Genomic DNA, 12,501 nt, shown 5'->3' on the forward strand with positions numbered 1-12,501 from the left:
GCAACTCAGATGACCCGGCCAAACTGCCGGATCAGATGTGATCTTCGACAAAATTCTCGTCAAAACCGTGCATACGGAGAGCCCATTGGAGTCCGACCACCGCGCCCTTGATCGGCTGAATCAGCCAGAGCGCCAGGAACAGCGTCATCGGCAGATAGATCGCCCACTGAAGCATGAGCGGCGGCGAAAACTCTTTCTCGACCAGCAGTGCCAGCGGCACCACAATGTGGCCGACGACGACAATGACAAGGTAGGCAGGCAGGTCGTCGGCGCGGTGTGGGGTAAAATCGAGTCCGCATTCGGAACAATTGTCGGCGGTTTTCAGAAAGGCGCGAAAGAGCTTGCCTTTGCCGCATCTCGGGCAGCGGCAGAACAAGCCCCGTCTCATCGCGGTCCAGAGGTGGCGCTTCTCGCCGAGCGCGGTGTCCCGGGTCCAGACTTCAGTCTCTGTGGTCGCGGTATCGGGCGGAGGCGCCATCATGATTTGCCCTTCTTCGGTTTGCCGGTCTTGCTCTTGCCCGGCTTGCGCGGTTTGCGGCCCGGATGGGCCTTCGAATGGACTTTGGATTGCCCCGCGCCCTGCGGACCACGTGGCCCCTTCCTGTTCCGCCCGCTGCGCGGGCGAGGGGCGCGTGACCCGGCATGGCCCCCGGATAGGAGTTCGAAACGCAGAGCACCAGCTAAGGGTACAGCTTCTACCAGACGAACCTCGACTACGTCACCTAGCTTGTGCATGGAACCGCTGCGCGAGCCGACCAGCGCATGGCGGGTCTCGTCGTAGTTGAAATATTCCGTGCCCAGGGACCGGATCGGGATCAGCCCGTCGGCGCCGGTATCGGTCAGTTTCACGAACAGTCCCGCGCGGGTTACCCCTGAAATCCGGCCCTCGAAGATATTGCCGATGCGGTCGGCAAGGAAATGCGCGATCAGGCGATCGGCGGTCTCGCGCTCGGCCTTCATGGCGCGGCGCTCGGTGACGGAAATCTGTGCGGCGACTTCTGCCAGCGTCTCGGCAGTCTCGGCATCCGGCAGCGCGCCGTCGCCAAGACCGAGCGCCCGGATCAGGGCGCGATGCACAATCAGGTCGGCGTATCGCCTGATCGGAGACGTGAAATGCGCGTAGCGTCGCAGGTTCAGGCCGAAGTGACCGTAGTTCTCCGCGGAATATTCAGCCTGCGCCTGCGACCGAAGCACCACCTCGTTCACCAGCAACTCGGAGTCATGGCCCTTGACCTGATCGAGTACGCGATTGAACAACTCGGGCCTCAGCGCGCCGCTCTTGGCGAAGGACATGTCGAGCGTCTTGAGGAATTCCCGAAGGTTGTGGACCTTTTCCACCGTCGGTTCGTCATGGACACGATAGATCAGCGGCAGGTCTTTCTTCTCCAGCATCTCGGCAGCAGCAACATTGGCGAGGATCATGAATTCCTCGATCAGCCGATGGGCGTCGCGCCGCTCCGGCACGATGACGCGATCAACCGTGCCGTCTGCCTTCAGGAGAATCTTGCGCTCGGGTAGCTCGAGATCGAGCGGATCGCGCTCGTCGCGCGCGCGCTTCACCAGCGCATAGGCCGCGTAGAGCGGCTTCAGGATCGGCGCGAGCAGGGGGCCGGTGGCATCATCGGGGTTGCCGTCGATCGCGGCCTGCGCCTGCGCGTAATTCAACTTTGCCGCCGAGCGCATCAGAATGCGATGAAACGTATGCGAGCGCTTGCGGCCGTCGGGACCGATCACCATGCGCACGGCGAGAGCCCCGCGTGCTTGTCCCGGCACCAGTGAGCAGAGATCGTTGGAGATACGCTCCGGCAGCATCGGCACCACGCGATCGGGGAAATAAACCGAATTGCCGCGCTTCAGCGCATCATGGTCCAGCGCCGATTCAGGCCGCACGTAATAGGCAACGTCAGCGATGGCGACGGTGACGATCGCGCCACCCTTGTTGTTCGGATCATCGTCGGGTGTCGCGTGAACCGCGTCGTCGTGATCCTTGGCATCGGGCGGATCGATGGTCACGAGCGGCAGTGCGCGCCAGTCTTCGCGGCCCTGCAGGGTCGCGGGATTCGCAGCCTCCGCTTCGCGCAAGGCAGCCGGCGCGAACGCCTGCGGAATATCATGCGTGTGGATCGCGATCAGGCTGACGGCCTTTTCGGTCGCGAGCGAGCCTAGCCGTTCCTTCACCTTGCCCGACGCAAGACCGAAACCGCGGGTACGCACAAGTTCGACGCTGACCAGATCGCCGTCCTCCGCACCGGCGCTGTCGGTTTTCGCGATGTTCAATTCGCGCCCCGCCTGTTTCTTGTCGACCGGCACGAGGCGACCGCCGCCCTGAGGCAGGGCGCGGTAGATGCCGAGGATGCGCGAGCGGGTGTGATCGATCACCTTGATGACGCGAGCGCAATAACGTGCGGAGTCGTCCGGCTCCATCGCTTCAATGCGAAGCAGCGCGCGGTCGCCGACGCCGACCGCGGTGCCGGGCTTGGCGCGGCGCGGCACATGAATGCGGATTTTCGGCGGAGTGCCTGCTTCCTCGTCCCATTCGGTCGGCGTAGCGAGAAGTTCGCCGTCGCTATCGCGTCCGGTGATATCGGCCATCAGCGTCGGCGGCAGCGTTTCCGCCTGATGCAGCTTGCGCCCCTGTTTGACGATCGTGCCGTCGCCCGCGAGATCGCGCAGGATTTGCTTGAGTTCGATGCGATCGGAGTTCTTCAAGCCGAACTCGCGGGCGATCTCGCGTGTTCCGGCTTGTCCCGGATGCGTGCGGATGAAGGCGACGATGCTCTCGCGGTCTGGAAAAGGCCTGTCGCGCGGTTTGCTCACATCAGCCGTTCTTGCCAGCACTCTTCTTTGCGGGCGCTTTGACTGTGTTGGCCGGTGGTTTGGCCGCAGCGATCGAACCACGCGCGTTGCTCACCGCGTCGGACTTCGGTTTGACAGAGGTCTGTTTCGAAGTCGCCTTTTTGGCCGGCTTCGCTGCAACGGTCTTGCCTGTCTTTTCAGCGGGCTTGGCTTTCTTTGCCGCGCGCTTCGGCTTGCCGCCGCCCTTGGCAGCGCGCTCGTCGATCAGCACGATGGCTTCGGGCAAGGTGATGGTATCCGGCGTCTTGTCGCTCGGAAGGGTGGCGTTGATGCCGCCAGCGGAGACGTAGGCGCCGTATCGCCCGTTCTTCACTACCACGCCACCGAGAGTGGGATGGTCGCCTAGCGGCTTGCCCGGATCGGCGCCAAAGCGCCGGCTCGGTCCCTTTGCGATTTTTTCCGCGATCAGCGTCACCGCGCGGTTGAGGCCGATGTCGAACACCTCATCGCCGGCTTCAAGACTCGCATAGGTTTTTTCATGCCGTACGAACGGACCGAAGCGGCCGATGCCGGCGGTGATCGGCTCGCCGGTCTCCGGATGTTTGCCAATCTCGCGCGGCAGCGAAAGTAGCTTCACGGCGAGGTCCAGCTCCATGTCGGCGGGCGACGTGTTTTTCGGAATGCCCGCGCGTTTCGGCTTTTCGCCTTCGCCATAATCGCTGGGTTCGCCGAGTTGGATGTAGGGTCCGAAGCGGCCGGATTTCACCGTGACATCGAGACCGCTCTGCGGATCCTTACCGAGAACGCGATCGCCGCCGGCATCGCCATCGGCGGCGAGGGGACGGGTATAGCGGCACTCCGGGTAGTTGGAGCAGCCGACGAACGCGCCGAACTTTCCGGCCTTGAGGTTCAGTTTTCCGGTTCCGCAGGTGGGGCACTGGCGCGGATCGCCGCCATCCTCGCGCGGCGCATAGATGTGCGGCCCGAGCATGTTGTCGAGCACGTCGAGCACTTCGGAAACGCGAACATCCTTGATCTCATTGACGACGCCGATGAAGTCGTTCCAGAAATCCTTCAGGACCTGCTGCCACGACACCTCGTTATTCGAAATGCGATCGAGCTGCTCCTCGAGATTGGCGGTGAAGTCGTATTCGACATAGCGCGCGAAGAAGTTTTCGAGGAACGCGACGACGACGCGGCCCTTGTCTTCGCCGTAGAGCCGCTTCTTTTCCAGTTTGACGTAACCGCGATCCTTGAGCACCTGCAGGATCGAGGCGTAGGTCGAGGGTCGGCCGATGCCGAGTTCCTCCATACGCTTGACCAGCGAGGCTTCCGAGAAGCGCGGCGGCGGTTCTGTGAAATGCTGGGTGACGCCGAGGTTCTCGCGCTTCAGCGCTTCGCCTTCGCTCACAGCGGGAAGGCGACGGCCGTCCTCGTCTTCCTCATCGTCGCGGCCTTCCTGATACAGCGCCAGGAAGCCGTCGAACTTGATAACTTGGCCGCTGGCGCGCAGCTCCAGCGTGCGCGCGCCGGCCTTGGCCGCGATGTCGACGGTGGTGCGTTCCAGTTCCGCCGATTCCATCTGGCTGGCGATGGTCCGCGTCCAGATCAACTCATAGAGTCTCGCCTGATCGGAATCGAGACGCCGCTTCATATCCGCAGGACGGCGCGACAGGTCGGTCGGACGGATCGCCTCATGGGCTTCCTGCGCGTTCTTGGCCTTGGTCTGATACTGGCGCGGTGCGTCCGGCACGTAGGCGTTGCCATAATCCTCGCCGATCACCTTGCGCGCTTGCGTGATCGCCGAGCCGTCGATCTGTACGCCGTCGGTTCGCATATAAGTGATGAGGCCGGTGGTCTCGCCGCCGATGTCGATGCCTTCATAGAGCCGTTGCGCGATCCGCATCGTATGCGCCGGCGCAAAGCCAAGCTTACGGCTGGCCTCCTGCTGCAGCGTCGAGGTGGTAAAGGGTGCCTGCGGATTGCGGCGCGCCGGTTTCGCCTCGACGCTCGACACGGTGAAATTGGCGGCCTCGATCGCCTTTCTGAAATCCTCGGCCTCGGCGCCGCTGCCGATGTCGAGCCGCTGAATTTTCTTGCCGTCGGCACCGACGAGGCGGGCTTCGAAAGTTTCGCTGCGCGGGGTCGCCAGTGTCGCGATCAGCGACCAGTATTCGCGCGCAACGAATTTCTCGATCTCGAGCTCGCGGTCGCAGACCAGCCGCAACGCGACCGACTGCACGCGGCCTGCCGAGCGTGCGCCAGGCAGCTTGCGCCACAGCACCGGGGAGAGGGTGAAGCCGACCAGATAGTCGAGCGCACGGCGCGCCATGTAGGCGTCGACCAGCGCGCCGTCGATCTGGCGCGGATTCTTCATCGCGTCGGTGACGGCCTGCTTGGTGATGGCGTTGAAGACGACGCGCTCGATTTTCTGATCCTTCAGCGCGCGCTTCTGCTTGAGCACCTCGAGCACGTGCCACGAGATCGCCTCACCCTCACGATCGGGGTCGGTGGCCAGGATGAGCTTGTCGGCGCCCTTGAGCGATTTGGCGATGTCATTGAGTTGGCCGACGGCCTTGGGATCGATCTCCCAGATCATCTGAAAATTGGCCTCGGGGTCGACCGATCCATTTTTGGCCGGAAGGTCGCGGACGTGACCAAACGACGCCAGCACCTCGTAGGAAGCGCCTAGATATTTATTGATCGTCTTGGCCTTGGCAGGCGACTCAACAATGACGATATTCATGTTATTCCAATGGCTTATTTGGAAATTCGAAGCCAGTTCCGCGAGAGCCGCGTCGGCCGTTTCGGGGCGAACATGGGTGCAGCGCGCCCTTAAGTCAAATACACTTGTGTGAAAACGTGCGAGTCCACCTTTCTTAAAGGTTGTATTTTTTATACAATTTTACCTATAGTTGTTCTCTCATGAAGGGTAATGGAGCCTGACGCAGCTTCCGCCTTGTCATGACGAGAGGAGTCTCCGGGATGAGGGGGCAACCAGACCGGAAAGAGGATTCCCGCGGCCACAGGGCCAGCGTGAGCGAACCCGCCGGTGACGGCGGTCCGGACGAGGCTGCGCGCTATCTGGCGGCTGCGGTCGCCGATCTCGGGCTGATTGCCCGGCGCCACGGCCTGGATACTCTCGGCTATCTGCTCGACATGGCGCAGATGGAAGCCGAAGAAATCGTCCGGCTCCGCGCTGCGCGCGACCGGGGCTGATCGAGGGGCTTCAGGCCGGGTTTCGGTATCTAAGCAAGCCTTGGCTCGCGCCGTGGGCGCATGATCTTGGGCGTTCTTGCGGAACACGCGCTAGTGAAAACCGGGTCGTAACACCGGCAGACTTCCGGGGAGGGCGCGCTTCGCGGCGCTCGCATCGGTGGAAATCGACTGCACGTTTTCATCGACGTCATCGGCGCGACGACTTGTCCCGACGATTGGCTTGGCGTGATGCTGTAGCGGAATGACGGCCCTGAGCGGCACGACGGATTTTTCCTGGATAGCGAATACAGTCTGTGCAGGCACGGGAAACGTGTCGGTGGCGTTGCCAGCGACCACCGCCGATTGGCGCGGCCATGGTGCTTCTTCCGGCAGCGGGACGGCACCGCGCACGAAGCGCCGTGAGCGGTCGAAAGCCTCCGGCAAAAGCACCAGCTTGCCGTCGCGCAGGTCGGAATCCGAGATCGCCGGAGCGGGGAGCGTGCCGGTGTTTGCAAAGCTGAAGCTCGGCACTTTGGGCCAATGCGAGATCGCGACCGTTTCCGAGGCCGGATGCGACTGCCAGTCCTGCGGTGCGGTCGGTGTCTTCGGCAGATCGGGCGTAGCCGGTACCACGTGCACGATGCGATAGCCGCGCTCCTTCAGCGTACGGAGAATCCTGGGCAGCGCGGCCACTGTCCGCGCCTGGATGTCGTGCAACAGCAAAATGCCTTTGCCCTTGGCCTCGATCCGGCTGATTGCGAGCTGATAGACGCGATCGGCCGAGATATGCCGCCAGTCGTCCGCCGGGAAGTCGGCGCTCCAGACCTGAATGCCTTTCGACTCCAGGTAATCCTCGACACCCTTCGCCCGCAGCAGGCCGGGAATGCGCATGAACGGCGCCACAGACGCAGGGTCGCCCAATGCGGCCGCCGCGGAAGCGATGCCATCGTCGATTTCCTGCCGCGCCCGTTCGATCGGCATTCGGTTCATGCTGAGCGGATGGGTCTGCGAGTGGGTGCCGATGGAATGACCGGCCGCCAACACCCGGCGGAGGTCTTGCGGATAGTCGTGCGCCATCCGGCCGATCGTAAAGAAGGTCGCCTTCACGCACTCACGAGCGAGGATATCGAGAACCTGAAGGCTGTGCGGCGGCAGCGGGCCATCATCGAAGGTCAGCACCACCTCGTGATCCCGGAGCGGCAACGTTTCCGGATATTGCATGGTGCCGATACGGGGATGTTCGCGCGGGTCCACGACCAGCGTCCGCGAGGTTCCAAGCGCATTGGGATTGCCGGGACAGTCGCTGGCCCGGGCGGGAAATGCCGCGAATCCCAAGGTGACGGCGAGCAAGCCGAGGCAAAGTATCCGCTGCGGCCTGAGCCAGGCTCCGTTGAACGTCTTTGCCATTCGAAAAATACCTTCGCACCGCCAATTTTAGCCCGAAACTACCGGCCAGGCGATGAATACCGCCTTAACTCATCGGCTAGTGGATGTTCCGGCTGTCGTCGGCGTGTTTTTCCGCGCCTTTCGGCTTCGGGACGACATGAACCACGCGATAGCCGTTGACGCGCAGGTATTTCAGGAAATCGGGCAGCATGGCAGCGGTTTGCGCGCGGATGTCGTGAAACAGGATGATACCCTTCCGCGCAGCTTTCAACCGGCCGGTGATCAACTTCAATTCATCCTGCGGGGTCATTGGCAGCCAGTCGCTCGCCCAGAAATCGGCGCCGAACACGACGATTCCTCGGGCTTGCAGCATATCGAGCAACTCGGGCGTCGACTCGAAGTACGGAAATCGGAAAAACGGGGTGCTCGGGATACTCGTCGCCTTGCCATTGAGGGCGGCTTCGTCCGCCGCGATTCCGCGGTCGATGTTGTCCTTGGCGGCTTCAAAAGTCATCGCATTGAGGTGCGGATGCGACGAGCTGTGGTGCCCTAGCGTATGGCCGCCCGCTGCAGCTTTCTTGACGAGGCCCGGCAACGCCTGCGAATTCCTGCCGACCTGAAAAAAGGTTGCGAGGACGCATTCGCGAGCGAGCGCCGCCAGAATCCGCGGTGTTGTTGCCGCAGGCCCATCGTCGAAGGTGAGAACCACTTCCTTGTCGTCGAGCGGAAGCGTTTGGGGAAAGCTCTTGAGCCCAATACGGGGATATTTGGCGGCATCGACCTCAAGGGTACGCGAAGTACCGAGCGTGCCCTGGCGCGGGCAGTCGCTGGCCCACGCCGCGGTGGTCCATGCAAAGAAAACGAGAAGCGTAACCCTCAACATGCTCATGGGCTGTTCCGGACCAGCAGTGCGTCATCGTTTAGACGTGTATCGCTGCGTTCAGTATAGCCTGTTGGTGATCACCACGGCGATTGTCCTCCTGTTCACCGGGCCTTAACGCACATCGTTGACCATCCGCTTGAGTCGGGGGTGGTCATGCAGCGCTTGCGTTTGAAAGCGGACGGACGGATCGTGGAAATCCGCGATGGGCAAGAGTTTCCGCTTGCGCCGGTCATGCCCGTCGCCAGTTCCGCTCCGGCAGGCTTGGCGTCTGACACGGTACCGGAGGTGAGAAGCCTGCGTCAGCGGGCGCGTCTGACCCAGGTCGAATTCGCGGCGCGACTAGGCGTTCCCGTTGAAACCATCCGGAACTGGGAGCAGGGCAAGCGGATGCCGCGAGGACCCGCGCGCGCACTTCTTGCGGTCATTGCGCACGCGCCCGAAACCGTGTTCGCTGCCCTCGAAGGACATATCGGCGGTTAAGAAGTCGGCCGCGCTTGGGGTTCCTGCGGCGGCATAATATTCGCGCAAAGTTTAGCTTACTCTGGGCGTGATCGCCGGAGGAAATTGCGATGCAGTTCATTGAAGCCAATGGCGCGCGCATTCCGGCCATCGGACTTGGAACATGGGAGCTTCGCGGGCGGACCTGCGCACGTCTCGTCGAGCAGGCGCTCAGGTTCGGCTATCGCCATATCGACACTGCCCAGATGTATGAGAACGAACGCGAAGTTGGCGAAGGCCTGCGCGCCTCCGGCATCGATCGTAATGATGTTTTCGTCACGACCAAGGTCTGGACGACGCATTTCGCGCCCAACGATCTCGAGCGGTCCGTGAAGGAAAGTCTCAAGCAACTGCGCCTGGCGCAGATCGATCTGGTGTTATTGCACTGGCCCAATCCGCGAATTCCGCTGTCGGAGACCTTGAGCGCGCTTGCCAACGTCAGGCGGCTTGGCATGGCGCGCCACATCGGCGTGTCGAACTTCACCGTTGCGCTGATCGAACAGGCGGTCGCGCTCTGTCCGGAGCCTCTGGTTTGCGATCAGGTCGAGTATCATCCGTATCTCGATCAGGCCAAGGTTCTGGAAGCCTGCCGGCGCCACGATATGACGCTTGTCGCCTATAGCCCTGTCGCCAAGGGGCGCATCAAGAACGATGAAGTGCTGGCCGGGATCGGAGCCGCTCACGGCAAGACAGCGGCACAGGTTTGCCTGCGCTGGCTCGTTCAGCAAAACGTGGCGGCGATTCCGCGGACATCGCGAATAGAACGGTTGTCGGAGAACATCGAGATTTTCGACTTCACGCTGACCGATGACGAGATGGCGCGGATATCGGCGATGGGCAGCGCCAAAGGGCGCTTGACGGATTTCGGGTTTGCCCCGAAATGGGATTAACTCACGGGACGCGCGATGAACTGCTGTTATTGATTTCAGCCTGCCGCTCGCGCATGCAGTGTGATCATTCCCCCACTGGCTGAATGCATGTTCTTTCTGCTCTCCAAAACAATCGGATTTATCACGCTGCCGTCGAACGCGAGTGCGATCGTCAGTGGCGTCGGCCTGTGTCTGCTGCTCCTGAGGTGGCGGCGCGCGGGCACCAGCCTGCTGACGGTTGGCATCGTTTCGCTGCTGGTGTTCGGATATTCGCCGGCCGGCAATGTCCTGCTGTTAACATTGTCGGATCGTTTCCCAGCATGGCAATATGACGGCCGCGATCCGGACGGCATTATCGTCCTCGGTGGCGCTATCGATGCGGAGATATCGGCTGCTCGCGGCGCCGTCGAAACCAATGGCTCAGCGGAGCGCGTGATCACAGCGCTCGAATTGGCGCGGCGATTTCCCAAGGCACGTATCGTTTACAGTAGCGGAACTGGGAATCTGATCGCGGACTCCGTTGCCGAGGCGCCGATCGCCGGACGGCTGCTGGAGACTTTTGGAATATCACCCGACCGTATCGTGCTGGAAAGCAGTTCCCGCACGACTGATGAGAACGCGCGCTTCACCCGCAAGCTGGTTTCACCAAAACCTGGCGAACGCTGGTTGCTGGTAACCTCAGCGTATCACATGCCGCGATCGATCGGTGTGTTTCGCAAAGCAGGCTTCGATGTCGAGGCCTATCCGGTCGATTGGCGCACGCGGGGGTGGATCGATGCCTCTATGCCGTTCGATAGACTGAGCGCGGGCCTCGCCTCCGCCGACGTTGCTGTGCATGAATGGGTTGGCCTGGTTGCCTATTGGCTGGCGGGGCGGACCGATACGTTGTTGCCGGCGCCGCGACCGCGATAGCTTTTAGTCTTGCCGCGGCAAGCCCAATCGGTACACGCCGCGGAAGTCGAGTGGATCGGCTGGCTTGCCTTTGCGATAGATCACGAGGCGCCCGGATTGTGCCAAAGCCACCGCCGCGCGCCGGATCGGCATCAGCAGAGCATGCCAGTCGGATTCAGCGGCAATCGCTTGTGCGATCTCCGGCGCGCTCAGCGTCCTGGTGATGTCGCGCGTCAGGACCTTGAGAATGTTTTCTTCGAGGGAGAGCGCAGGCTGCGAATCTTGTGTGGTCATGGGCTGATGCCATGACCCAACGATAGTCGCTCTGCAAGAGGAATGGTCCAATACAGCACCTCAATTCAAATAGCTGCATACGAAACCAAGACCAGACGGTATGATGGCGACACAGGTAGCGCGGCAAACGGAAGAGATGGAAACGCAGGGGTTCATACGCTCGGGCGCTGCGTCGCTCGCCGGTCACATGGCGTTGGCGGCCGGGCTGCTCTTTGCCGGGGCGCATCCATTCGACTACGTGTCCCCCGAGCCGATTTCGGTCGATATTGTATCGTCGAAGGAGATGCCTTCCCACGAGAAGGAGTCTCTCTCCGAACCTCCGCAAACATCCTTGATGGACACCTTCTATAGTCCGGACGACAAGCCCCAGGCAGATACGGCAGATACGAAGACGGCCCCCGCGCAATCTGCGCCGTCCCAGGCTTTGTCAGCACCGGCACCGTCTTCGAGTGCTCCCATGCCGCCTGCTTCGAAGCAGGCCGCGCTCCAGCCTTCGCCGCAGCCCGCGCCGCCGCCATCGTACAATGCGCCGGCGCCCGATATCAGCGTCAAGTATGGGGTTCTGCTCGGTCTACCGGCGAGTGGCATGGTCGACGGCGGCGGTGCCGCGGAAGCCACCAAGGCGGATATTCCAGCGATGGATACTGCGCAGTTCCGGCGTCATCTCAAGACCTGTTCGAAAATGCCGGCATCCGTCTCGTCCGACGACAACATTCGTATCGTGCTGCGTGTGCCGTTCACCACCGATGGGAAAATCGCCGCGCCGCCGGCCTTGATCGAAGCCAGCGCTTCGGCGAAGGGGCCTGCCTTGATGAAGAGCGCGATCGAGGCGCTGGTGGCGTGTCAGCCCTACGCGATGCTGCCGCCGGATAAATACGACGAGTGGAAGGTTCTCGATCTCAGCTTCACGCCGCGCGATTTCGTGGGCGGATAACTGAGGACAGCCGGTGCTTGCGGCCATAGCGCCCTGCCGGCGCAGGAGTGGAATCGAAATGACGTTGACGCTTGTGATCGGAAACAAGAATTATTCGTCGTGGTCGATGCGGCCTTGGCTGGCGCTCAAGGCCAGCGGCATCGCATTCGAGGAGAGATTTATTCCGCTCTACACCGGCGCGGCCGACAAACAGCGCATCCTCAATGTAACTCCCGCCGGCAAGGTCCCGGCGCTAATCGATGGCGAGGTGACGGTCTGGGATTCGCTTGCGATCATCGAATACCTCGCCGAACGGTTTCCGGAGGCTGGTCTGTGGCCGGAGGATCCGGCCAGCCGCGCGCACGCGCGATCGGTCTCGGCGGAAATGCATTCGGGCTTTGCAGCGCTGCGAAACGAGTGCGGGATGAACCTGCATCGGCCGATCGGTGCGAAGGCGCTTTCTGACAATGCACACGCAGACATCGCCCGTATCCAGGAGCTCTGGACCGATTGCCGTCAGCGCTCCGCGAAGGCCGGCCCGTTCCTGTTCGGAGCCTTTAGTGCGGCCGATGCCATGTATGGACCGGTGGTCCATCGCTTCCGGACCTATGCGGTTGTCGTGACGTCGCCGGTGCGGGCGTACATGGATGCCATGATGTCTCTGCCGGCATTTCAGCAGTGGACCGAGCAGGGGCTGGCGGAAACCCTCGTGATCGAAAGATTGGAGGTCGTTTGATGCCGCGTCCGGATGCCTCCTGGCGGGCAACGCGGCC

The 12,501-nt window shown here is 62.1% G+C and carries 12 protein-coding genes; 6 read left to right on the top strand and 6 right to left on the bottom strand.

Annotated elements, in window-relative coordinates; translation table 11 throughout:
- Window positions 1-31: 31 nt before the first annotated feature.
- The 3 genes from ACSZOQ_RS06190 to topA are packed head-to-tail and all read right to left on the bottom strand — an operon-like array spanning window position 32 to window position 5,542.
- Window positions 32-481 carry a DUF983 domain-containing protein gene (locus tag ACSZOQ_RS06190; protein WP_439925116.1) on the bottom strand — a complete coding sequence of 150 codons (450 nt, stop codon included), beginning with the start codon at window positions 479-481 and terminating at the stop codon, window positions 32-34.
- Complete coding sequence (rnr, locus tag ACSZOQ_RS06195; protein WP_439925117.1) at window positions 478-2,817, bottom strand: ribonuclease R; 2,340 nt, start codon at window positions 2,815-2,817, stop codon at window positions 478-480. Before rnr ends, ACSZOQ_RS06190 begins: the two co-directional genes overlap by 4 nt.
- A 1-nt stretch (window position 2,818) precedes the next feature.
- On the bottom strand, window positions 2,819-5,542 hold the full coding sequence (gene topA / locus ACSZOQ_RS06200; protein WP_439925118.1) for a type I DNA topoisomerase: 2,724 nt from the start codon (window positions 5,540-5,542) through the stop codon (window positions 2,819-2,821).
- Between the two features lie 239 nt (window positions 5,543-5,781).
- Between topA and ACSZOQ_RS06205 the strand changes: the two genes are divergently transcribed.
- Window positions 5,782-6,015 (top strand): hypothetical protein, encoded by a 234-nt coding sequence (locus ACSZOQ_RS06205; protein WP_439925119.1) that lies wholly within the window; start codon window positions 5,782-5,784, stop codon window positions 6,013-6,015.
- Window positions 6,016-6,105: 90 nt separating this feature from the next.
- Here ACSZOQ_RS06205 and ACSZOQ_RS06210 read toward each other — a convergent pair whose 3' ends face one another.
- Both ACSZOQ_RS06210 and ACSZOQ_RS06215 read right to left on the bottom strand, forming a co-directional pair.
- Window positions 6,106-7,401, bottom strand: a complete 1,296-nt coding sequence (locus ACSZOQ_RS06210) for a polysaccharide deacetylase family protein (RefSeq protein ID WP_439925120.1) — start codon at window positions 7,399-7,401, stop codon at window positions 6,106-6,108.
- A gap of 76 nt (window positions 7,402-7,477) precedes the next feature.
- On the bottom strand, window positions 7,478-8,269 hold the full coding sequence (locus tag ACSZOQ_RS06215; protein ID WP_439925121.1) for a polysaccharide deacetylase family protein: 792 nt from the start codon (window positions 8,267-8,269) through the stop codon (window positions 7,478-7,480).
- 147 nt (window positions 8,270-8,416) lie between these two features.
- Here ACSZOQ_RS06215 and ACSZOQ_RS06220 point away from each other — a divergent pair, with 147 nt between their 5' ends.
- From ACSZOQ_RS06220 to ACSZOQ_RS06230, 3 genes are all read left to right on the top strand, one after another.
- Window positions 8,417-8,743, top strand: a complete 327-nt coding sequence (locus ACSZOQ_RS06220; protein WP_439925122.1) for a helix-turn-helix domain-containing protein — start codon at window positions 8,417-8,419, stop codon at window positions 8,741-8,743.
- 89 nt (window positions 8,744-8,832) lie between these two features.
- On the top strand, window positions 8,833-9,651 hold the full coding sequence (locus tag ACSZOQ_RS06225; protein WP_439925123.1) for an aldo/keto reductase: 819 nt from the start codon (window positions 8,833-8,835) through the stop codon (window positions 9,649-9,651).
- An 87-nt stretch (window positions 9,652-9,738) separates the two neighbouring features.
- Entirely contained in the window at window positions 9,739-10,542 is an 804-nt protein-coding gene (locus ACSZOQ_RS06230; protein ID WP_439925124.1) for a YdcF family protein, read from the top strand.
- Between the two features lie 3 nt (window positions 10,543-10,545).
- Here the strand turns inward: ACSZOQ_RS06230 and ACSZOQ_RS06235 are convergent, their stop codons facing one another.
- Window positions 10,546-10,815 carry a DUF3253 domain-containing protein gene (locus tag ACSZOQ_RS06235; protein WP_439925125.1) on the bottom strand — a complete coding sequence of 90 codons (270 nt, stop codon included), beginning with the start codon at window positions 10,813-10,815 and terminating at the stop codon, window positions 10,546-10,548.
- Between the two features lie 103 nt (window positions 10,816-10,918).
- On the opposite strand from ACSZOQ_RS06235, the gene ACSZOQ_RS06240 reads away from it, so the two are divergent.
- Together ACSZOQ_RS06240 and ACSZOQ_RS06245 are read left to right on the top strand one after the other, a co-directional pair.
- Window positions 10,919-11,749 (top strand): hypothetical protein, encoded by an 831-nt coding sequence (locus ACSZOQ_RS06240; protein WP_439925126.1) that lies wholly within the window; start codon window positions 10,919-10,921, stop codon window positions 11,747-11,749.
- 58 nt (window positions 11,750-11,807) lie between these two features.
- Window positions 11,808-12,464 (top strand): glutathione S-transferase family protein, encoded by a 657-nt coding sequence (locus tag ACSZOQ_RS06245; RefSeq protein ID WP_439925127.1) that lies wholly within the window; start codon window positions 11,808-11,810, stop codon window positions 12,462-12,464.
- Window positions 12,465-12,501: the final 37 nt, after the last annotated feature.

Origin of the sequence: Nitrobacter sp. JJSN (genome assembly GCF_051912485.1) — a bacterium.
Lineage (GTDB): Bacteria > Pseudomonadota > Alphaproteobacteria > Rhizobiales > Xanthobacteraceae > Nitrobacter.